The organism is Streptomyces sp. CNT360, from assembly GCF_000424785.1.
In genome coordinates this window covers 14,096-36,026 of the sequence record NZ_KE384244.1, presented here as the reverse complement: position 1 = coordinate 36,026, position 21,931 = coordinate 14,096, and the positions used below count along the sequence as shown (strand labels likewise).

Genomic DNA, 21,931 nt, shown 5'->3' with positions numbered 1-21,931 from the left:
TCACCAGGTGTAGGCCGGGTTGACCTCCATGCACGCCTTCTTGTCGTCACCGCGCAGGGCGTCCGCGCTGTCCGGTGCCTTCTGGTCGTCCTTGTCGTCCCCACCGCCCGAGGTGCCCCCCTCGCCCTGCGGGTAGGAGGTTCCCTCGCGCCAGTCCGCGCCGACGACCAGGGTGACCTTCTGCACGCCGGAGGAGTGCTTGACCAGCCGCTCCGGCAGGCCGAGCGCCTTGGCGACCGCCAGGGCGTCACCCCGCTGCTCGGCCTGCGCGTACCGGATGGTGGTGTCCGCCTGCGACTGGGGCGTCTGGTCGGCCTCCGCCTGGCTGAAGCCCTTGCGGGTCAGTTCGCTCGCGACGGCGCCGGCCCGGCCCGACACCGGCGGCTGGAGCTGGGTGCCGGTGCCGTTCATCACGTCGACGGGGAGCTGGTCCTTGGGCTGCGAGGGCTTGGTCGGCTGGGCCGACTTGTCGTCCTGAGCCTTCTTCTTGTCCTTGCCGTCGAGCGCCACGTCGTTGCGGACGAGGGAGAAGACCTTGTCCGAGTCGCCCTCCTTGGGCACCACATAGGAGCCGCCCGGCCCGTACTCCCACGGCATGGTCGCCATGGTGATCCGCTTGGTCGGTACGCGCTTGAGGTCGTTGCCCAGGTCGTAGAGCTTCTTGACGGTGCCGATCTCCTTGTCGACGGTCAGCGCGTTGGTCGCCGCCTCCGCCAGGCCGCGCAGCTTGCCCGGGTCGGTGAGCTTGGTGCCCGCCTTGAGCTGCCTGACCATCGCGTTCATGTACATGTGCTGCGCCTTGGCACGCCCTATGTCGGTGCCGTCCCCGAAGCCGTGCCGGGTGCGCAGCCAGTGCAGCGCCTGCTCGCCCTTGACGACGGAGCTGCCCTTCTTGAGCTTCAGGTGGGACTTCGGGTCGGAGACGTTCTTGTCGACGCAGACCGGGACACCGCCCACCGCGTCGGCCATGGAGACCACACCCGCGAAGTCGATCATCATGAAGTGGTCGACCGGGACGCCCGTCATCTCCTCCCAGGTCGCCACGGTGCAGCCCGGCCCGCCGTGCTGGAGGCTGGTGTTGATCTTGTCGACGGTCTTCGGATACACCTGCCCGCCGTCGGGGTCGGTGCACTTGGGGATGGTGGTGCGGGTGTCGCGCGGCACGGAGACCACCGACATGTTGCTGCGGTCCGCCGAGACATGCACCAGCATCTGTACGTCGGCCAGCGGCGGCCGGTCCCGGTCCGCGCCGGAACCGCCGAGCCGCACGTTCTCCTTGGAGGCCCGCGAGTCGGAACCCAGCAGCAGGATGTTCATCGGGGTCTGGCCCGCCGCGTTGGGGTCGGCCTTGTCCAGCTTGCTGTCGCCGAGGTTCAGGTCGTCCTTGCCGAGGTTCCCGTTGAGGTGCTGGTAGTACAGGTAGCCCCCGCCCGCGACGGCGAGTATGAGCAGCGCCAGCACCGCCGCAGACCAGCGCAGCACCCGCCGCCCGCGCCGGGGACGGCCACCGTCGGCCGAAGACCTGCCGCCGCCGGCGCGGTGTCCGCCCTCCCCGCTCTGCCTGCGCCGTCGGCCCCTGCCGCGCTCCCGCGCGGCGTCCGCCCGGGATCCGGACGCGGCACCGGCGGCCCGGCCGCTTGCGGCCTGCCCCGCGCGCCGCGCGGCCTGGCCGTCCGGGACGCCGCTGCCCGCGGGGTGACCCTCGTACAGGCTTTCGTCCCATCCGCGGTCGGCAGCGGTCGGAGGGCTGCTTCGCGCTCCTCCGCCGCCGTCGGTGCTGTACTGCCGCACGGGACCTCCCCGGGGTCTTCAGGTCGTGCATCCCCCGGCAGCCTGGCGGGACGTGCCGGAGGGGTAGACGTCACTTTGCACACACGTTCTTGTCGCCGGCGTTGACCTTGTCGACCCCCGAGGGGGCCTTGCTGGGCGTGCCGAGCGCTTTACCGGGCTCGGTGAAGTCCCCGCCGAGTGTCAGCGTCATGCTCGACCCCGAACCGGTGTCCTGGGTCTTCTTCAGCGCCGAGCCCGGCAGCTTCAGCATGTCCGCCAGCCGGACCGCCTGGCCCTCCTGCGCGGCCGTGTACTCCAGGCGGGTCCTGTCCAGGTGCGGAGCGTTCCCGCCGGACGCGGCCTTGCCCGTGCCGTGAGCCGTCAGCCACTTCACCGTGCCCGCCGCGGCCCCCGCGGGGCCGCCGCCGTTGCGGACGGAGACGTCCACCTGGGAGGCGGGCGCCTTCTCGGCCTTCGGCTTGGGCTTCTCCTTCTCCTTCTTCGACTTCTTCGTCTTGGTCAGCGACGTGTCCTGCTGGACCATCTTGAACAACGGCGATGCCTTCGCCCGGTCGAGTACGACGGTCGCCGGGTCGTCGGGGTTGTCCACGACCGGGACGGTGGCGAAGGTGATGTTGTCGGTGTTGACCCGCTTGAGGTCGTTGGCCAGTGCCATCAGCTTCTTGACGCTGCCGATGCCGGTGTCCACCGTCAGCGCCTTGGTCGCCGCGTCGCTCAGCTTGAAGAGCTTCGAGGGGTTGGTGAGGGTGTCACCGGACTTCATCTTGCGGATCATCGCGCTGAGGAACTGCTGCTGCAGCTTGATCCGGCTCAGGTCGCTGCCGAAGCCCACCGAGTGGCGGGTACGGACGAACGCGAGGGCCTGCTCCCCCTTGATGGTGTGCCTGCCCGCCTTCAGCCGCAGGTGCGACTTGGAGTCGTTTATGTCCTTGGCGGTGCACACCTCGACGCCGTTGACCGCGTTGGACAGCTCCTTGATGGCGTTGAAGTCGGCCATCATGAAGTGGTCGATCTGTACGCCGGTCAGCTCCTCCACGGTGTTCCAGGTGCAGCTCGGATCGCGCTCCTCCTGGCCGAGGCTGGTGTTGAAGCGGACGTTCTGCTCCCCATTGATGACCTTGGAACTGCCGTCATCGCCCTTGGTCTTGCAGGTGGGGATGTCGGTGATCATGTCGCGCGGGATGGAGAGCGCGGTGGCGTTGGAGCGGTCCTTGGAGACGTGGAAGAGGAACGTGGTGTCCGCGTGGCCGACGCTGCCGGAGTCGCCGTAGCCGGTGTTGCCCTTGCCCTCGCGGGCGTCGGTACCGATGACGAGGATGTTGACCGGGCCGTCCTTGACCGCCGGGTTCTCCTCGCCGACGTCGACCTTGTTGATGTTGCCGTTGAGCCGCTGGTACATCCACGCGCCGCCGGCGCAGCTCGCCACCAGGACGAAGCCGAGGATCCCGCCGCCGATGCGCAGGGTCTTCTGCTTCCTGCTGAGTTGCCGCTTGGCCTTGCGGCGGCCGTGGCCCCCGCTGCCCCTGCCGTCGGTGGCCGGGGACCCCTCGGAGGCGCGGGCCCGCCGCTGGGCGGGCAGCTTGGCTTCGGCACGCCGGGCGGCGCGCGACCCGGGCCGGGCGCCCGCCGCGGTCCCCGAGCGGCCCGCCGACCGGGCGGCTGCGCGGCCCTGCGCGCGGGAGCCGGTACCGGAAGGGGAAGCGGCTGAGGAGTCGGAACCGGAGCCCGCGGAAGGTGTCGCGGCTTCCTCGTCGGGGGAGGATCTTCTCTGACGCGGAGCGGAGGTGCGGCGGCCGCCGTACGGACTCGGGGAGTCGTCGGCGACGGGGTTCAGTCGCAGCTCGTAGCTGCCGGTGCTCGGGTTGAACACCCACTGATCAGCAGGATCGACATCTCCCGCATGCCCACGGCCTTGCGCGTCCACGATTGCGTAAGTCCTCCATAGAACCGGCTGCTGATGCCGCCCCGGGGCCGGCCGGAGCGCTCACACTATCCGGCAGGTTCGGCGGCTAGCGACGCCGGTGACAAATTCCGTGCGGTCGGAAACGGTCAATTCGCCTCATTCCCAGCTTCATTCGTTCGTGCAGATGTCGGTGCCGGCCGTTGTCCCACGAAAGTGCTGACCCCTCTTCTCGGTCCCGTCCTCCGTCGCGCCGTTCTTGTCTTTCCCGGGATCCGGCCCGTCTTCCTGTCCGGCTCCGCGCTTGCCGTCCTGCCGGCCGCTGTCGCCGTCCTCGACGCGTATCGGGCGGTCCGCGCGCAGATCGGCGAAGAGTTCGTCGGCTGCCGGGTGCACCAACGCATCGCGGTTGATGTCCGGTTCGTACGGTTGTCGGGGCACCGTAAGAAAATGGATCTGCTCTTGTGGGATATCCCGTACACCGGTCGCGAGTTCGTACAGTTCGGAGAGGGAATCGAGCCCGGTATCCGCGGTCAGCGACGAGGTCGCAGCATCCAATACGGGATAGGCCCTGGTCGGGTTCAACAAGACACCGTCACTGCGCAACTTCTTCACGAGCGACCCCAGAAAACGCTGCTGGCGTTCCATACGCTGCGTGTCACTTCCGTTACCCAGACCGTGCCGGGCCCGTACGTAACCGAGCGCGTCCTTTCCGTCCAGCATCTGCCGTCCTGCCGGCAGATCGAGCTTGGCCTCCCGGTCGTGCACCGGCTGCGCCAAGCACACCTCCACCCCGCCGACCGCGTCCACCAGCTTGGTGAAGCCTTGGAAATCCACCACCAGATGGTGGTCGATCCGCACCTCGGTCATCTTCTCCACCGTACGGATCGCACACGCCGCGCCACCGGTCTGGAACGCCCAGTTGAACTGCGCGAACCGGGCCGGCGCCGTGGTGCCGTCGGACTGCCGGCAGGAGGGGATGTCCACCATCAGGTCGCGGGGTATCGACATCGCCGTCGCGTTCTGCCGGCCGGCGGCCAGGTGCAGCAGGATCGCCGTGTCCGAGCGCTGGCTGCCCGCATCCCTGCCCCACGCGCCGTTGCCGTTCCCGCGGTTGTCGGAGCCCAGCAGCAGGATGTTGCGCGCCTCACCCGTGCCCGTCGCCGGTTCCGGGCGCTCCTTCTCGTAGGGGGCCAGCGCCTGCGCGGTGCCCGAGTCGGTACGGATGTTGCCGTCGAGCTTGCGGTAGAGGGACCAGCCGGTGGCGGCGGTGGCCAGGACCAGGACCGAGACGCCGAGCGCCGCCCAGCGCAGCCCGCGGCGGCGGGGGCGGGCGGAAGCCGTGGGCGGAGCGCCGAAATCGGTCTCGTCGGTGTCCGGTTCGGTCACGGCTGGTCATCCCTCGCGTCGCGGCGGTGTGGGGCAGCCGCACACACGTACGGCTCCGCCGGTCATGAAGACAGACGTGCGAAACCCGCGCAGGGTTGTACGTGGGACGGCAGCGACACCTGCGACGCCGGGGCGGCGGCGGTCAGCCGGCCGTATGGGTCACGCGCTCGTTCTCCTTGCGCTGGTCGAGCGAGGCGGCGTCCAGCATGCCCAGCCGCGGTGCCAGCACCACCGCACCCCCGGCCGCCAGCGGCGCGAACAGCCCCGCGCTGAGGCCGTCCCAGCCGTCGTAGGGCAGCGCGGACAGCAGCCGCGAACCGGCCCCCAGAGCACGCGCCGCCGCGTCCCGGCGCGCCCGCTCCACCACCTGCGCACCCGTCAGCTCACTGCCGTCGGGCAGCGTCAGCGCCGGTGCGTCCGGGTCGACGGGCGCGTACGGGGCGAACCGGTCGCCCTGGCCCGGCACCTCCACGGCGTAGTCCATGAAGCCCTCCGGCGGCTGCGGGAAGCGCCCGCCCATCGGCCGCAGGGCGAGTGCCACCCGCTCACCGGAACAGGTGCGCCCGGCCTCCAGCGTGTCCGGGCCGCACACCGCGAGGTCCGCCCCGGCGGCGCTTCCGTTGCCCAGATCGACGACCACGCCCACCGAGGAGCAGGCGAGCAGCCACACGGCCGTCTGCCAGTGGGCGGGCAGCAGCAGGGCGAGCCGGTCGCCGGGCTCGGCCGAGAGCTCGTCCTGGAGGAGGTTGGCGGTCTTGGCCACCCAGTTCTCGAACGTCGCCACGGACAGCTCGACCCGCTCACCCGTGGCGTCGTCGTAGAAGGTCACCAGGGGACGTGACGGGTCGTCGGACAGAGCGGTACGCAGCAGATCGGCCGGGGTGTGGTCAGTGGCGTTCATCCGCGTCAGCGTACGCCTGCGTCCGGCTGGCGGTGCGTCGATGGACACCGATGATCGGATATGAGCACGATCATAGGCATGCGTGCCAATTGTGCTCATTCGCTCGGCGCGGCCGGTGCGGCCGCCCTGCTCCTGTCGCTGGCTCCGTTCGCCTCCGCCGCGGCGCCGCGGACACCGCCCTCGCCGGCCGGCGGCTCCGGGGACCGGCTGCCCGGCCACACCCAGTCGCTGTCCTTCCCCGGACAGGCCGACCAGACCGGGCCGTCGGCGGACCGGCGCGGGCCGGACCGGTCGGACCCCGCGGTGCGGATCGCCGCCCGCACCGTGCACCCGTACTCGCTCCTCGGCGTCGTATGGGACCGCGCGGACCAGGAACCGCACGGAAGAATCCAGGTCCGCACCCGGCATGCGGAGACCGGGCGCTGGTCCGGGTGGCAGCGGCTGGACGTGCACCCCGGTGACGTCCCCGACGCCGTGGCCGGGGAGCGCCCCCGCGGGGCGACGGCGCCCCTGTGGGCGGGCCCCTCCAACGGTGTGGAGGCACGCGTGCTGCCGGACGCCGGGCAGTCGGGCTCCGCGCTGCCCCAGGGGCTGCACCTCGAACTGGTGGACCCGGGCCCCGAACCGGACGCCGCGGCCCCCTCGCAGTCACCGGCCTCCCCCGCACAACCGTCCTCCCCGGGCGCGCCGGCCCCCTCGAAGGCGCCGGGGGACGAGGGGAGCGCCGCGCCCACGGGTGCCCCGCAGGACGTTCCCGCGCACTCCGCCCCGCCCGCGCAGGAACCGGCTCCCTCGGGGAAGCCCGCGCCGGGTGCCCGGGACAACGCACAGGCGGGTGCGGGCTCCGCGGAGACCGAGCAGGCCGCCGGCGGTACCGTGCTGCCCGCCCTCACCAAGCAGGCCACCCAGGCCGAGTACCCGACGACGGATCAGCACGTGGGCCCCCGCCCGAGCATCGTCACTCGTAAGGGATGGGGTGCGGACGAGAAGCTGCGCGAGGCCGGTTACTCCTACACCAAGACCGTCAAGGCCGCCTTCGTGCACCACACCGCCGAGACCAACGACTACCGCTGCGAGCAGGCGCCCTCCATCATCCGCGGCATGTACCGCTACCACGTCAAGAGCAGCAAGTGGCGGGACATCGGCTACAACTTCCTCGTCGACAAGTGCGGAACGGTCTACGAGGGCCGGGCCGGTGGTGTGTCCAAGCCCGTGATGGGGGCGCACACGTACGGGTTCAACGCCGACAGCATGGGCGTCGCCGTGCTCGGTTCGTTCGACAAGACGGACCCGCCCAAGCCCGCTCTGGACGCCCTCGCCAAGCTGACCGCGTGGAAGCTGGGCGTCTACGGCGTCGATCCGGCCGGCATGGCGAACCTGACGTCCGGCGGAGGGAAGTTCAAGAAGGGACAGAAGGTCGACCTGCACACCGTCTCCGGTCACAAGGACGGGTTCGTCACCGAATGCCCGGGCGCCCGGCTGTACGGCAAGCTCGGCACCATCCGCTCCGCTGCGGCCCGCCTCCAGGGCCGCTGAGCGGGCCGCTTCCAGCGCCGGTGACAGGCGTCGTCGACGGTGGTCCGGGACACCTGCGGGCATACATCACGTAGCGCCCCCGGGCCGGACCGCCGGAGGAGCGCGTCTGCATAAACTGTCCGCCGGCCGCACGGAAGGGCGGTCGGCGGACCCCGGCAGGAAGCAGGACGACAGGTGACAGAGGCGATCCTCCTCGTCGGGGGCAAGGGCACCCGGCTGCGTCCGCTCACGGTGAACACCCCCAAGCCGATGGTCCCCGCCGCGGGCGTGCCCTTCCTCACCCACCAGCTCGCCCGGGCCCGCGCGGCCGGCGTCGACCATGTGGTGATGGCCACCTCCTACCTCGCGGAGGTCTTCGAGCCCCACTTCGGCGACGGTTCCCACCTCGGACTGCACCTGGAGTACGTCACCGAGGAGGAACCGCTGGGCACCGGCGGCGCCATCCGCAACGTCGCCTCCCGGCTCCACTCCCGCCCCGACGAGCCGGTCCTCGTCTTCAACGGCGACATCCTCTCCGGCCTCGACATCCGCGCCCTGGTGGCACAGCACACCCACGCCGGCGCCGATGTGACGCTGCACCTGACGCGGGTGACCGACCCCCGCGCCTTCGGACTCGTCCCCACCGACGCCTCCGGGCGGGTGGCGGCGTTCCTGGAGAAGCCGCAGACGCCCGAGGAGATCGTCACCGACCAGATCAACGCCGGTGCCTACGTCTTCACCCGCTCGGTCATCGACACCATTCCCAACGGACGGCCCGTCTCGGTCGAACGCGAGACCTTCCCCGGACTGCTCGCCGCCGGCGCCCACCTGCACGGCATGGTCGACTCCACCTACTGGCTCGACCTGGGCACCCCCGCCTCCTTCGTCCGCGGCTCCGCCGACCTGGTGCTCGGCCGCGCCCCCTCGCCCGCCGTGCCGGGACGCTGCGGCGAGCGGCTGATACTGGCCGGCGCCGAGGTCGCCGGGGACGCCAAACTGACCGGCGGTTCGGTGGCCGGTGCACGCGCCGAGGTCGGGGCCGGCGCCCGGATCGACGGCAGTGCCCTGCTGGACGGCGCCGTGGTGGCACCCGGCGCCCGTATCCGGGACTCGCTGATCGGCGCGGGCGCCCGCATCGGTGCCGACACCGTGCTGGACGGCGCCGTCGTCGGTGACGGTGCCGTCATCGGTGAGGGCAACGAGCTGCGCGGCGGCATCCGCGTCTGGTGCGACGCCCGCATCCCGGCCGGCGCGGTCCGCTTCTCCTCCGACCGGTAACCGGTGGCCAGGGCGTCGCGGGCCGCGAGTGGCGACGCCGGGCCCGGACCCGGCGCTGTCGGTGCGGGCCCTTACGCTTGCTGCCCGTGTCACTCACCCGCTCCTGGGCCGCGCCGGGCCCGTACGACCTGCACGGCAGCCTGGGCGTGCTGCGCCGCGGTCCGTACGACCCGACGTACCGCACCGAGGGCGGCACCGGCGGCGCGATCTGGCGCGGGACGCGCACTCCGCAGGGTCCGGCCGGGCTGCGTCTTGCCCTGCGGCCCGGCGGCGGCCACGGAGAGGTGCACGCCGAGGCCTGGGGACCCGGCGCCGACTGGCTGCTGGACGGGCTGCCCGCGCTCCTCGGCGCCGAGGACGACCCGGACGCCTTCGTCCCGCACCACGACCTCACCCGCGAGGCGCACCGCCGCCACCCCGGGCTGCGGCTGGTCCGCACGGGACGGGTGCTCGAATCGCTGATCCCCTCCGTGCTGGAGCAGAAGATCACCGCCGAGGAGGCGTACCGCGCCTGGCGGTTGCTGGTCCGCCGGTTCGGCGAGCCCGCACCGGGGCCGCACCCGAACCTGTGGGTGATGCCCCATCCGCGTGACTGGCTGCGCATCCCCTCCTGGGAGTGGCACCGCGCCGGGGTGGACCAGAAGCGGTCCGCCGCGATCCTGCGGGCCCTCCAACGGGCGAGCCGCATGGAGGAGGCGGCACGCATGGGGCTGGCCGAGGCCCTCGTGCGGCTCCAGGCGATCCCCGGCATCGGCCCCTGGACGGCCGCGGAGGTGTTGCAGCGCTCCAACGGCGAGCCGGACGCCGTCACGGTCGGCGACCTGCACCTGCCGCGTCTGGTGGGGTACGCGCTGACCGGTGCGCGGGGCACCGACGACGCGGGCATGCTCACCCTGCTGGCCCCCTACGAGGGGCAGCGGCACCGCGCGTCCCGCCTCGTGCTGCTGGGCGGCCCGCGTATGCCGCGCCGTCAGCCCCGTTTCCCGGTGGGCAACATCGCCCCGCTGTAGCCGGGACGGGCGCTCCCGGCAACGTCGGACAGGGGCTGTGTCGTCCGTGGTGTGGTCACCTCTCCACGACGAAGTCCTCCGCCGTGCGCGCAGGCCGCTCCCGCGGCGGGGCGGCGGCGGTACCGATGGCGACGGCGCCCATGGGGTCCCAGTGCGCGGGCAGGTCGAGGACGTCGCGGACCACGTCGCGGCAGAACATGGTGGAGGAGATCCACGCCGAGCCCAGTTGTTCGCCGGCCAGGGCGACGAGGAAGTTCTGGATGCCCGCACCGGTCGCGACCACGAACATCTCCCGCTCGGAGGCGTTGCGCCGCTCGTCCGGATACGTGTGCGAGCCGTCCATGACCAGGCACGGCACGGCCAGGTACGGCGCGTCGCGCAGCACGTCCCCGCGCCTGATCCGCTTGGCGATGCTCTCCTCGCTCTTGCCGTCGCCGCGCAGGTCGGCGACCCACGCCTCGCGCATGGCGTCCAACAGACGCAGCCGGGACTCCTCGCTCTCCAGCAGCACGAAACGCCACGGGGTGGTGTGGTGCGGCGCGGGAGCGGTCACCGCGGCGGCGACGGCACGCCGCACGGCCTGCCCGTCGACCGGGTCGGAGGTGAACTCCCGCACGGTACGCCGCAGGGCCACCGCCTCCCGCACGGCCTCCGAGGTGCCGAGGCGGAACATGTCGGCGGCCGCGTCCCGCACCAGGGCGCGGGCACCCGCCTCCCGCGCTGCTTCGCCGTCCGCGCCGGACGGGGGCAGCACGTGCTGGGCCAGGCCGCGCACGACGGCGACGGGCAGCCCGCTCGCCTTCCCCTTGACCAGTTCCCCGGCCGCCGCGAGCTCGTCCCCCACGGCTGTGACGGTCACCCCCAACGGGTTGCCGTACATGTCCACGCCGCCCCGCAGGTCGTCCAGGACGCGCACTCCGGCGGCGCCGACGGCCACATCGGTCTGCCCCTCGCGCCAGGGACGGCCGAAGGTGTCGGTGACCACGACGCCCACGGTCACTCCCAACGTCTCCCGTACCCCCTCCCGTACCTGCCGGGCGGCCGCGTCGGGGTCCTTCGGCAGCAACAGGACGGTGCCCTTGGGTGTGTTCGAGGCGTCGACCCCGGCGGCGGCCATCACGAAGCCGTGCCGGGACTCCACGATCCGTGCGGGCCCGCGCCGGGCGACGACGCGGACGGTCTCGGCGTCGATGGCGGCCTCGCGGTCGTCGGCCTCGACGATGCGCCCTTCGGCCTTGCTGACGATCTTCGACGTCACGACCAGCACGTCGCCGTCCGCGAGCCCGCGCCCGTCTCCGGCGGCGTCCGCGGCCCGCCCGATCAGCGCGACCAGGTCGTCGCCCGGCCGCACTTCGGGGATGCCGGGCAGCGCCCAGACCTCGTACGAGGGCGCCGCGGCCGACTCGGGGGCGCCCCCCGCCAGGACGGGAGCCGTGGCCGCCGTCGCGGCGGAGCCCCCCGCCGCGGTGCTTCCGGCCGCGCTCGTGGCGGGCGTCGCCGTCATGCCCGCACCTCCTCGGCCAACCGGAGGGCCTCGCGGGCCATCTCGGCGGTGGCCTGCTCGTCGCTCATCATCAGCGGTACCGCGCGGCACCGGATGCCCGCGTCCTCCACGCTGCGCACGGTGCCGGCGTCGGCGGTGTCCACCAGCCAGCCGTCCAGCAGGCCCGAGCCGTAGTGCGCCGCGACGGCCGCCGCCGTCGTCTCCACGCCCACGGCGGACAGCATCTTGTCCGCCATCCCGCGCACCGGCGCGTCGCCCACGATGGGGGAGAGGCCGACGACGGGCACGTCCGCGTCCGCGATGGCCTCCCGGATACCGGGCACGGCCAGGATCGTCCCGACGCTGACGACCGGGTTGGACGGGGGGAAGAGAACGACGTCGGACTCGGCGATGGCCTCCAGCACGCCGGGCGCGGGCTTGGCCGCGTCGGCCCCGACGGGCACCACGGCGTGTGCGTCGACGGAGGCGCGCAGCCGCACCCAGTACTCCTGGAAGTGCACGGCCTTGCGGCCGCCCTCGCTGCTGTCGGCGCCGGCGTCGGGGTCGTCGATCAGTACGTGGGTCTCGACCCGGTCGTCGGTCATCGGCAGCAGCCGCACGCCGGGCTGCCAGCGGGCGCACAGGGCCTCGGTGACGGCGCTGAGCGGGTAGCCCGCGGCGATCATCTGGGTGCGCACGATGTGCGTGGCGAAGTCCCGGTCGCCCAGCCCGAACCACTCCGGGCCCACGCCGTAGGCGGCCAGCTCCTCCTTCACCGTGAACGTCTCGGCTTCCCGCCCCCACCCCTGTTCCTCGTTGATGCCGCCGCCCAGGGTGTACATCACGGTGTCGAGATCCGGGCAGACCTTCAGCCCGAACAGATGGATGTCGTCACCGGTGTTGCCCACGACGGTGATCTCCGCGTCGGGAGCCGCGGACCTGAGTCCGCGCAGGAAGCGGGCACCGCCGATGCCCCCGGCCAGAACCACAATGCGCTGCATGCGCACCAGTCTCGCAGCCCGGCGCCCGCCCCGGACATCAGCCCGGCCGGACATCCGCGCGGCCCCGGACGCCAGGGCCCGGCGGGTCAGGCCAGGGCGTCCCGGGCGCCGGGTCCCCCTGCCCGCGCCGTGCGTTCCGGCTGTCCGTTCGAGGTGTCGTCCGTGGTCGCCGCGGTCACCGGGCCGGCGGAGCAGTGCAGCGGCATCTCGGTCAGCCCGGGCGCGTAGACGTGCACACTGACGACCGGTTCGAGGCAGTCGTTGACCACTTCGTGCACATAACCGGGTGCGAAGACCCGTACCGCGCCCGGCCCGAGCACGCACGCCCGGCCGTCGCGCTCCCCGGTCCGGAGCTCCTCGGCGTCACGCGTACCGGTACGGCGTCGCTCGGTGCCGCGTTCGGTCAGCCGGCCCTCCAGCACGCCGAAGACGCCGAACGAGCGCCCGTGGTCGTGGCGCCCGCTGCCCTGCCCCGGCAGCCAGCTGAGCAGCCACACCTCGTAGCCGGGGCCGGTGCGCAGCCGGTGGTACCAGCGCAGCGTCGGGTCGTAGCGGACCAGCGGCGCCCACGCGGCGCGGTCGGTGGCCAGTTCACGGATCAGCCCGGCATAGCCGGCGACGGTGCCGGGGTGCGCGGGTGCGGGGGAGAGCAGGTGCGGGAGGGCGAGCGGATCGCCCGCGATTTCGACGTCGCTGTTCACGTGCGGCAGTGCCTTCGTGCGAGAGCTGGACAGGGGCGGGTGTGTGCGGGGCGCCGAGGACCGGAGGGACGGGGGGTGACACCTCCGGCCGGTCCGGAGCCACGGGCCCGGTGCGGTCGGTTGCGTACCACACCTGAGCCACGGGCCGGAGTCGGCCGTACGGTCGGGTGGCCTCGGAAGCGAGCTTCAGCGGTGGGTCTCACCAGGGACGGGCTCGCCGTCGGGCACCCCGGCGCAAGGGCTCAGCAGCGAGACGGGCTCATCGGGAAGCGGCGCTCGGTGCGGGGAATGCAGCGAGGGGTCGCGGCGAGTCGCAGCGGGCGGGCTCAGCGACAGTGAGCCGGACAGCAGCCGCGCGGACAGCGACAGCGGCGGGGCTCCAGGACATGAGAGGCGGCGGGGAGCACACGCGTGTCCCCGGCAGGCCGGAAGGCGGGGGCGCCGTCGGCCGTGCGGATCTCAGAGGTCGCTGACATGTCGTCCAGGACAGCGGCCGGTGGACCGGGTGTCAACCTCACGTCGCGTTTGTGGCGAATGTTTCACCGGTTCCGGTGGCCGCTCACGCCGAAAGGTTTGTGCTGCCCGACATGGGAGATACGGCGCACCAACCGCCCCTGGAGCGCCCCGGAGCGCTGTTGCACTTCTGTGACCGGAACGTGATCAGGGCCATCCGAGGGGTGGTGCGGAACGTGATCGCAGGTCATCACGTTCTGCATGCAGGAGCCGGACAAATCGACCGGTCTCCTGGCGCGAGTGTCATAGTTCAGGCTGATTTGAACACTTACGGCGAACGCTTGGTTCCGCCGGGTGAATAACGGGCTCAATAGCAGATCTCGGCTTGACTGCCCCGGATCGGCACACTTGTAATTTCACTCGTGTCGTTCAAGAGGGTTCGATAACGACAGCATCACGGGGTCGAAGAGACGGATCGAGGGGCGCACATGACCGAGCTGTTCCAACAACTGCTCGTCGAAGAGGCGGACGAGGAGCTGGGTTGGCAGGAGCGCGCCTTGTGCGCTCAGACCGACCCGGAGTCGTTCTTCCCCGAGAAGGGCGGTTCAACCCGCGAGGCGAAGAAAGTCTGCCTCGCGTGTGAAGTCCGTTCCGAATGCCTCGAATACGCCCTCGCCAACGACGAACGTTTCGGTATCTGGGGCGGCCTGTCCGAGCGTGAACGGCGTCGGCTGAAGAAAGCCGCCATCTGACTTCCTTTTCGCCGAGGGTGTCGGGCCGCGGGCCTCGGAGCGCCCTTGAAACCGCCCAGCCGATTCCTGCGGCCCCGGGCGGCTCCGCCCCTTTCCCGGGCGTCACCTGCTGATGCCGATGCGCGCGGCGCCGAGTGGCCGCATTCGAGGCGCCCGGGACCGCGCAGGGCGCGCGAGGCGCACGGGGCTCTGCCGAGGACACCGGCCCTGTCGAGTCGACGGGTTCCGGAACTTCGCTCACTGATTGCCCGCCCATAGCCGGTCCCTGGTTGTCCGCCGGTTGCCGGTTTGCAACCGGCGGCCATCAGCTTCCGGCCGCGGCGCCAGGCCCCGCGCGGCAGCGCGCTTGCGAGCCTCGACACCCCCGCGAGAAGTTTCCACGTCCCCACGGACGCCCGACAGCCCCAGGGCGCCCGGGAAACGAGCGGTAGCCCCGGAGCCCCAACAGCCCCGGAATCACCCGAGGCACTCGGGACACCCCGAGACGCCGGGGTCCCGACGGTGCTCGGCAGCGCGCTGTGCGGCACCCCGCGGTGTCCTCCTGCGCAAACGGAAGCCCTCGCGGGCCAGTTGCACCAAGGCGGCGGACGCACCTGTGCGAGCCGTTAGTGTGGGGCCGTCCGCGACGCACCACCCTCGCACAGGGGGTGCGTTCACCGCTCCGATTCGCGTCTTCCGGGGGCTTGCAGCCACAGCGCGGCACCGCCGCGAGGCCCCGGCACCCCGGGGAGGGCCCCTACCTCGATGTCCGTGCACAGCCATATGGCGGCCCAGTACGAGGCGGCCGCAGCAGGGTTGGCCACCGTGGAGCCGCCCGAGTTCCCCCGGCACGTCGTCACCGCCGTCCTCGTCGCACACGACGGCGCGCGCTGGCTCCCCGAGGCCCTGAGCGGACTTCTCGGTCAGGACCGCCCGGTACAGAACATCGTCGCGGCCGACACCGGCAGCGCGGACGACTCCGCAGAGCTGCTGACCGAGGCGCTCGGCGGGGAGCGCGTGCTGCACATGGCGCGCCGTACCGGTTTCGGTACCGCCGTCGAGGAGGCCGCCCGCACCGCGCGCCGGCTCACCCCCGACGACCTGCCCTACCTGAAGCGGCCCAGCGGCTGGGACCCGGTCAACCGCGCCTGGCGCGACGACGCCTACGACATGCCGGAACTCCCCTACGGGGAGCCCGTGGAGTGGCTGTGGCTGCTGCACGACGACTGCTCGCCGGAGGCCGACGCCCTCACCGAACTGCTGCGCGTCGTCGATGCCGACCCGTCCGCCGCCGTCGCAGGGCCCAAGCTGCGCAGTTGGTACGACCGCAGGCAGTTGCTGGAGGCGGGGGTCTCCATCGCCAACAGCGGGCGGCGCTGGACCGGCATCGAACGCCGCGAACAGGACCAGGGGCAGCACGACCAGGTGCGGCCCGTGCTCGCCGTCTCCACCGCCGGCATGCTCATCCGGCGGGACGTCTTCGACCAGCTCGGCGGCTTCGACCGCGCACTGCCCCTGATGCGCGACGACATCGACCTGTGCTGGCGGGCCCAGGCCGCCGGGCACCGGGTGCTGGTGGCACCGGACGCCGTGCTGCGGCACGCCGAAGCGGCCTCCCGGGAGCGCCGCCCGGTCGACTGTGTGGGCCGGTCCGGGCGCGGCGGTGCCAGCCCGCACCGGGTCGACAAATCGGGAGCCGTCTACACGCTGCTCGTCAACAGTTCCTCCGCTGTGCTGCCGTGGGTCTGGCTGCGCCTGGTTTTCGGCACCCTGGTGCGCACACTCGCCTATCTGGTCGGCAAGGTGCCAGGACAGGCGCTGGACGAGATCAGGGGTCTGTCCGGCACGCTGCTGCGAACCGGACGGGTGCTGGCCGCACGGCGCAGGCGCGGACGGCCCGCGGTGCCGTACAAGGAGCTGCGGCCCCTCTTCCCCCCGCCGGGCGCCACCTTGCGGGCCACTCTGGAACAGGTGACCAGCAACTTCTCGGGCCGCTCCGAGGCGGAGCTGACCGCCGGAGGCCGGCACGGTGCCGTCGAGTCGGGGCCCTCGGACGACGACGCGGACTTCCTGGAAGTCGAGCAGTTCGTGCGGCTCAAGCGGGTCGCCCGTAAGCCGGGGCCCGTGCTGTTCGTCGTGCTGCTGGTGGTCTCCCTGGTGGCCTGCCGGTCCCTGCTGAGCGGGGGCGCGCTGGCAGGCGGTGCGCTGCTGCCCGTCCCTGACAGCGTGTCGGACCTGTGGGCGCGCTACCTGGACGGGTGGCACCCCGTCGGCACCGGTGGCACCGAGTCCGCCCCGCCCTACCTGGCGATCCTCGCCACCTTCGCCACCCTGCTGCTGGGCAGCACCGGCCTGGCGCTGACACTGCTGCTGGTGTGCTCCGTGCCGCTCGCCGGACTGGCCGCCTATTTCGCCTCCCGGCCGCTGGTCGACTCCCGGCTGGTGCGGGCGTGGGGGAGTGTCGCGTACGCGTTCCTCCCCGCGGCCACCGGAGCCCTCGCCCAAGGGCGCATCGGCACCGCGGTGCTGGCCGTCCTGCTGCCGCTGCTCGCGCGTGCCGCGGTGTCCGCCAGTGGGCTGCACGGCAAGGGCGGCTGGCGCGCCGCATGGGCGTACGCACTGCTGCTGACCCTCACGACGGCCTTCACGCCGTTGGTGTGGCCGCTCGCCGTCGTGCTGGCGCTCGTCGTCCTCGGGGTGCGCGTGCGGCGGGGCGGCTCTCTGGGGCTGCGCGCCGCCCGGCTCGCGGTCGCCGTGGTGACCCCCCTGGTGCTGCTGGCCCCCTGGTCCCTGTCGCTGCTCACCGACCCGGGCATGTTCCTGAGCGAGGTCGGGCTGGAGTACGGCACGGGCGCCGCCTCCGCGATCGACCTGCTCACCACCTCGCCGGGCGGCCCGGGCACCACCGACGGGCTCCTCCTGGTCGGCCTGCTGCTGGCGGCCCTCGCCGCACTGCTGCGCAGTGAGCGTCAGACGGCCGTGCGTGCCGCATGGGTGGTGGCGCTGGCCGGACTGGTCTTCGCCGGACTGTCCAACGGGTCGGCCTGGGCGGGACCGGCCACCCTCGTGTATGGCGTGGCACTGCTGAGCGCTGCCGCCGTCGGTGCCGAGGGTGCGAGGGAACGCGTGGCCGCGCAGAGCTTCGGCTGGCGCCAGCCCGTCGCCGCGCTGATCGCCGCCGCCGCTGTTTTCGCCCCCCTGTGCGCCGCTGTCACGTGGATGGCCGGTGGTGCCGACGGTCCCCTCTCGCGGCGCGACCCGGTGCAGGTGCCGGCCTTCGTCGCGGAGGAGAGCACCACCAGCGATCAGGCCCGCACCCTCGTCCTCGACCAGCCGGAGGGGGCGGCGAAGGTCGGCTACACCCTGGTACGCGGCTCCGGGGCCCGCCTGGGCGACGCGGATCTGGCAGCGGTCGGCGGTGACGACGTGCGGCTGGACAAGGTCGTCTCGAACCTCGTCGCCGGATCCGGTGCCGACCAGACCAGCCAACTGGGCGGCTACGCCGTGCGGTACGTCCTGTTGCGGGACGGGACCTCACGGCAGGTCAGCCGCACCCTGGACGCGACACCCGGACTGACCCGCCTCAGCCAGGAGGACGGCAGCGCCCTGTGGCGCATCGACCGTCAGGTCTCCCGCGTCACGGTCGTCTCCTCGGAGCAGGACAGCGGTGCGGGGGATACCGGCGGTGCGGTGACCGCGCCGGTCGCCGTCGCCTCCGGGCCTGTCGAGTCCCACGCGACACTGCCCTCCGGCCCGTCCGGCCGGGTGCTGCGGCTCGCCGACGAGGCGGACAGCGGCTGGCAGGCGGCCTTGGACGGCACCCCGCTCGAACGCACCACCGTCGACGGCTGGGCACAGGGTTTCCGCCTGCCGACGGACGGCGGAGAGCTCACCCTCACTCACGAGACGCCGTTCACCCACACGGTGTGGGTGTGGACGCAGGGCTTCCTCCTGCTCGTCGTCCTCGTCCTCGCTCTGCCGGGCCGCAAGCGCGACGTGGACGACGATCTGCCGGACGCCCCGCCCGCCCCGGACCCGGCAGCCGGTGAGGGCCGCAGGGCCCGCCGACTGCGCGCCGCCGCCGAGGCGACCCGTACCGCACCGGGCGCGGACGCCGTTCCCGGTACGGACGCCGTTCATGGCGCCGATGCCGCCCCAGATGCGGCCGACGTCTCCGCTGCGGGTGACCCTCCCGGCGGAGCCGACGTAGCTGGCGGCGGCGACGTTCCCGGCGTGCCGGACCAACCGGGGTACGACCCCTACGGTGCGCAGCAGCCGTACGTACCGCAGCAGCCCCAGTACGAACCGCAGGCCCAGTACCCGCCGGAGCCTCCCTACGACGCGGCTCAGCAGGGGTACGACCAGGCCGCCGGCTACGGGCAGCAGCCCGGTTACGGCACCGATGCCTACGGGCAGCCCTACGCCCCGGTCCCGCCCCAGGAGCCGTACCACCAGCAGTCGTACGACCAGCAGTCCTACCAGCAGCACTCCTTCGACCAGCAGGGATACGGCTCGCAGGGGTACGGCGCCCAGGGCTACGGCTCGCAGCCGTACGAGGAACAGCCCTATAGCGCAGGCTCCTACGGCGAGCAGTCCTACGGTCAGCAGGGGCAGCAGGACGGCTCCTACGACGACTGGCAGGCGCAGCAGTACGCGTCCCAGCAGAGCCCCGAGCCGCACGGCTACCAGCCCGGCTACGACAACAGGTACGGCAACGGGAGCGAGCAGCAGTGAACCGCACAGTCCTCAGCTTCGGCGGCACCGTCGTCGCGCTCGCCGCCGTGACGGGTCTGGCCACGCTCTGGGCGCCCGAGGATGCGGCGCAGGGCCAGGACGGCGCCCAGGTGGCCGCTCACAAGCCCGTGGAGCGCTCCACACTCGTGTGCCCGCAGCCGAGTACGTCCGACGTCGCGGAGACGTCCTACACGGCGTTCACGCCCAAGGGCGCGCCCGGCAAGAAGGGCAGCGCCGAACTGCACCCGGCCGAACTCGCCGACTCCGGACTGCCGGAGGGCTCCGGGAAGGACGACGGCAAGGACGACGACAAGGGAGCCAAGGGGAGCGGCAAGAAGGACAAGGGCGGGACGGCGGACGGTAAGCAGCCGCAGGACGGGGCAGGGACGCGCAGCGGGGAAGACGGCAAACCCTTCCTTCCCCTCGGCAGCCCCGGCACGCCCGTCACCGACGACACCGGCGATCCCAAGGCGCCCGCGCTGACCGGCACGGCGGACGGCCCCTTCGCGCCCGGCTGGACGGTGCAGCAGACGACGAGCATCAGTGCCGGGGCGGGACGCGGACTCCAGGGCACGGCCTGCTCCGCGCCGGACACCTCGTTCTGGTTCCCGGGCGCCAGCACGGCCGAGGACCGGCAGGACTACGTGCACCTGACCAACCCGGACAGCAGCAGCGCGGTCGTCGACCTGGAGCTGTACGGCAAGGAGGGCAAGGTCAGGGCGGGCGAGGACACCGGCGAGGGCATCACCGTCCCGCCGCACTCCACGGTGCCCGTCCTGCTCTCCACCCTCACGCCCGAACCGGCCACCAATGTGACGCTGCACGTCACCGCCAGGTCCGGTCGGGTGGGTGCGCAGATCCAGGCGGCCGACCGGAAACTGGGGGGCGACTGGCTGCCGCCCGCCGCCGCCTCCGCTCCCGGCGCCGTCCTGCCCGGTGTCCCCAAGGACGCCACCGCGGTGCGGCTGGCCGTCTTCGCGCCGGGCAGTGACGACGCCGACCTGAAGGTCCAGCTCGCCGGCCGCTCCGGGCTGATCAGCCCCGCCGGACACGAGACGCTGCACGTGAAGGCCGGCATGGCGACCACCGTCGACCTCAAGGACCTCACCCGGGGCGAGGCCGGCTCCTTGGTGCTCTCCCCGGCACAGGGCGGCAAGGACGCCCCCCGCATCGTCGCTGCCGCCCGCGTCACCCGCGGCAAAGGCAGCAAGCAGGAGACGGCGTTCATCCCGGCGACCGCACCGGTGCAGAAGCGGGCGACAGCGGCCGACAACAGCGCGAAGGGCTCCACACTGGCCCTCACCGCTCCGAAGGGCGGGGCGAAGGTCCGTGTGACCGCCTCGGCGGGCAGTGGCGGCGGCAGCCCCAAGAGCACCACCGTCACGGTCAAGGCCCACACCACCACGGCCCTCACCCCGCCCCGGCCCGGCGGCGGAAAGGGCACCTACGCGGTGACCGTGGAACGCGTCTCAGGGGGACCGCTGTACGCCTCACGGATGCTGGAGCGCGAACAGTCGGGCGTGCCCGCCTTCACCCTCCAGGCGCTCCCGGACGACGGCAGCACGGTGGCGGTACCCGCCTCGGCGCAGGATCTGTCGGTTCTGAACGACGACTGAGCGCACAGGCGACGTGCGGGGCCGGCGCGGCCGGTCCCGCTCCGGCTACTCCTGGCCGTACCGGGGGTCGACCGACTCGGGGGCCAGGCCGAGGAGTTCGGCGACCTGTTCCACCACGACCTCGTGCACGAGGAGGGCGCGCTCGTCCCTGGTGCGGCTGCGGATCTCCACCGGGCGCCGGAAGACGATCACGCGGTCGGGCTGGTCCGCGCCTCCGTCGGTGACCCGTCCGAGCGGTACGGCGTCGTCGCCCTCCCGTACTTCCCCGGTGTCCGAACGGGGCACCTCCTGGACGGCGAACTCGACGCCGGCGAGCTGCGGCCAGTGCCGCTCCAGGCGGGCCACCGAGTCGCGCACCAGATCGTCGAACGCCTCGGCCCGGGTGGCGGCGAGCGGTACTTGAGGCGGCGCGACGGGGCCGCGCATGCCGCGGCCGTGTCGGTCTCGGCTGTGCGGCCGGGCAGCGGGCCGGCGCGGCGGTACGGGGCTGTCCATCGCCCATGAGCGTAGCCCGCCGCGGGCTGTGCACGCGGGCCGACCGGCGCGCCGGAACCGACGGTCGCACCGTCCTGGCGGGCATGTTCCCCCGCGGGCACGTCACCACGTCGGCACCGGGAGAGCCGAAAGGACCCTCCGTCGTGCCGCCTCCTCCCGCTTCCGCAAGGCTCCTTCAGCGACTCCTCGCGTCGGTCGCACCGCCCTTCTTCCCCGCCTCATCGCGCCACCCTCCGCGACTCCTTCTGCCGTACCGGTGGCCTCTTTCGGTCGAACTTCGGTCGAACTTCGGTCGCATCACGGTCGCGCAGTGGGGGGAAATGGCCATCGACGGGTGATTGGTTCCCCCACCGGACGCGGGGGCCGCGCGTGAGGCGGTCCCGCCCGCCCGGCTCGGCCCTACGGGCGCCTGTCTTTCAGCAGATCAGGCGTTTCCGGCGAAGAGGGACGACACGGCAGGGTGACGTCCGGGAGAGTCGTCGCGGCCCGCTCAAGAGTGCGGTACGGTCCAACGTCGTGAGCCCTGTACGTCGCTGTTCGCGCACCGCTTGCGGTCGTCCCGCCGTCGCGACGCTCACGTACGTCTACGCGGACTCCACCGCCGTCCTCGGACCGCTGGCCACCTACGCCGAGCCGCACTGCTACGACCTGTGCGCGGAGCACTCCGAGCGGCTCACCGCCCCCCGCGGCTGGGAGGTCGTCCGGCTCGCTGTGGACACGGCCGCGGCCCGGCCCAGCAGTGACGACCTCGAAGCGCTCGCCAACGCCGTGCGCGAGGCCGCTCGTACGCCCCGCTCCGAGCCGCGGGAGCCGTCGCCGCCGGAGGGGCTGCGCGGCGCCGACGGACGGGACGCCGACCCCATGGAGGTCGCCCGGCGCGGCCATCTGAGGGTCCTGCGGTCCCCGGAGCCGTAGGCCACCGGGATGCCGCGC

At 72.6% G+C, this 21,931-nt stretch carries 15 protein-coding genes; 7 read left to right on the top strand and 8 right to left on the bottom strand.

All coding sequences use genetic code 11. The annotated features are described in order from the left end of the window. The 4 genes from H297_RS0127825 to H297_RS0127810 all read right to left on the bottom strand — a co-directional run bounded on the left by H297_RS0127825 (position 1) and on the right by H297_RS0127810 (position 5,981). Complete coding sequence (locus H297_RS0127825; RefSeq protein ID WP_027739722.1) at positions 1-1,791, bottom strand: LCP family protein; 1,791 nt, start codon at positions 1,789-1,791, stop codon at positions 1-3. A 70-nt stretch (positions 1,792-1,861) separates the two neighbouring features. Then, positions 1,862-3,715: an LCP family protein gene (locus H297_RS0127820; RefSeq protein WP_027739721.1), complete on the bottom strand. Its 1,854-nt coding sequence runs from the start codon at positions 3,713-3,715 to the stop codon at positions 1,862-1,864. A gap of 147 nt (positions 3,716-3,862) precedes the next feature. Continuing rightward, on the bottom strand, positions 3,863-5,080 hold the full coding sequence (locus H297_RS0127815; protein ID WP_027739720.1) for an LCP family protein: 1,218 nt from the start codon (positions 5,078-5,080) through the stop codon (positions 3,863-3,865). Between the two features lie 142 nt (positions 5,081-5,222). Then, positions 5,223-5,981, bottom strand: a complete 759-nt coding sequence (locus tag H297_RS0127810; protein WP_027739719.1) for a TIGR03089 family protein — start codon at positions 5,979-5,981, stop codon at positions 5,223-5,225. Between the two features lie 60 nt (positions 5,982-6,041). On the opposite strand from H297_RS0127810, the gene H297_RS0127805 reads away from it, so the two are divergent. The 3 genes from H297_RS0127805 to H297_RS0127795 all read left to right on the top strand — a co-directional run bounded on the left by H297_RS0127805 (position 6,042) and on the right by H297_RS0127795 (position 9,784). Then, positions 6,042-7,517 (top strand): peptidoglycan recognition protein family protein, encoded by a 1,476-nt coding sequence (locus H297_RS0127805; protein ID WP_486589693.1) that lies wholly within the window; start codon positions 6,042-6,044, stop codon positions 7,515-7,517. 174 nt (positions 7,518-7,691) lie between these two features. Next, positions 7,692-8,774, top strand: a complete 1,083-nt coding sequence (gene manB / locus H297_RS0127800; RefSeq protein ID WP_027739717.1) for a mannose-1-phosphate guanylyltransferase — start codon at positions 7,692-7,694, stop codon at positions 8,772-8,774. Between the two features lie 86 nt (positions 8,775-8,860). Next, a complete protein-coding gene (locus H297_RS0127795; RefSeq protein ID WP_027739716.1) occupies positions 8,861-9,784 on the top strand; it encodes a DNA-3-methyladenine glycosylase in 924 nt (307 codons plus the stop codon). Between the two features lie 55 nt (positions 9,785-9,839). On the opposite strand, the gene H297_RS0127790 is transcribed toward H297_RS0127795, so the two are convergent. From H297_RS0127790 to H297_RS38785, 3 genes are all read right to left on the bottom strand, one after another. Continuing rightward, positions 9,840-11,288, bottom strand: a complete 1,449-nt coding sequence (locus H297_RS0127790) for a coenzyme F420-0:L-glutamate ligase (RefSeq protein WP_078514693.1) — start codon at positions 11,286-11,288, stop codon at positions 9,840-9,842. Next, a complete protein-coding gene (gene cofD, locus H297_RS0127785; protein WP_027739714.1) occupies positions 11,285-12,268 on the bottom strand; it encodes a 2-phospho-L-lactate transferase in 984 nt (327 codons plus the stop codon). Before cofD ends, H297_RS0127790 begins: the two co-directional genes overlap by 4 nt. Positions 12,269-12,354: 86 nt before the next feature. Then, entirely contained in the window at positions 12,355-12,969 is a 615-nt protein-coding gene (locus tag H297_RS38785; RefSeq protein ID WP_078514691.1) for a cysteine dioxygenase, read from the bottom strand. 941 nt (positions 12,970-13,910) lie between these two features. Between H297_RS38785 and H297_RS0127775 the strand changes: the two genes are divergently transcribed. The 3 genes from H297_RS0127775 to H297_RS0127765 all read left to right on the top strand — a co-directional run bounded on the left by H297_RS0127775 (position 13,911) and on the right by H297_RS0127765 (position 20,503). Continuing rightward, positions 13,911-14,174 carry a WhiB family transcriptional regulator gene (locus H297_RS0127775; protein ID WP_016910644.1) on the top strand — a complete coding sequence of 88 codons (264 nt, stop codon included), beginning with the start codon at positions 13,911-13,913 and terminating at the stop codon, positions 14,172-14,174. 744 nt (positions 14,175-14,918) lie between these two features. Continuing rightward, positions 14,919-18,887 carry a glycosyltransferase gene (locus H297_RS0127770; protein ID WP_027739713.1) on the top strand — a complete coding sequence of 1,323 codons (3,969 nt, stop codon included), beginning with the start codon at positions 14,919-14,921 and terminating at the stop codon, positions 18,885-18,887. Next, entirely contained in the window at positions 18,884-20,503 is a 1,620-nt protein-coding gene (locus H297_RS0127765) for a DUF5719 family protein (RefSeq protein ID WP_027739712.1), read from the top strand. Before H297_RS0127770 ends, H297_RS0127765 begins: the two co-directional genes overlap by 4 nt. Before the next feature lie 45 nt (positions 20,504-20,548). Here the strand turns inward: H297_RS0127765 and H297_RS0127760 are convergent, their stop codons facing one another. Beyond that, the gene (locus tag H297_RS0127760) at positions 20,549-20,998 is read right to left on the bottom strand and encodes a metallopeptidase family protein (RefSeq protein WP_037795638.1); all 450 of its coding nucleotides are present in this window, start codon (positions 20,996-20,998) and stop codon (positions 20,549-20,551) included. A gap of 516 nt (positions 20,999-21,514) precedes the next feature. Between H297_RS0127760 and H297_RS0127755 the strand changes: the two genes are divergently transcribed. Beyond that, positions 21,515-21,913, top strand: a complete 399-nt coding sequence (locus H297_RS0127755; RefSeq protein ID WP_027739710.1) for a DUF3499 domain-containing protein — start codon at positions 21,515-21,517, stop codon at positions 21,911-21,913. Positions 21,914-21,931 lie beyond the last annotated feature (18 nt).

Bases quoted from the DNA above. Each gene is read 5' to 3' on its own strand.
- H297_RS0127770 (WP_027739713.1), top strand. From the start codon at position 14,919: ATGTCCGTGCACAGCCATATGGCGGCCCAGTACGAGGCGGCCGCAGCA.
- cofD (WP_027739714.1), bottom strand. From the start codon at position 12,268: ATGCAGCGCATTGTGGTTCTGGCCGGGGGCATCGGCGGTGCCCGCTTC.
- H297_RS0127775 (WP_016910644.1), top strand. From the start codon at position 13,911: ATGACCGAGCTGTTCCAACAACTGCTCGTCGAAGAGGCGGACGAGGAG.
- H297_RS0127810 (WP_027739719.1), bottom strand. From the start codon at position 5,981: ATGAACGCCACTGACCACACCCCGGCCGATCTGCTGCGTACCGCTCTG.
- H297_RS0127760 (WP_037795638.1), bottom strand. From the start codon at position 20,998: ATGGACAGCCCCGTACCGCCGCGCCGGCCCGCTGCCCGGCCGCACAGC.
- H297_RS0127790 (WP_078514693.1), bottom strand. From the start codon at position 11,288: ATGACGGCGACGCCCGCCACGAGCGCGGCCGGAAGCACCGCGGCGGGG.
- H297_RS0127805 (WP_486589693.1), top strand. From the start codon at position 6,042: ATGAGCACGATCATAGGCATGCGTGCCAATTGTGCTCATTCGCTCGGC.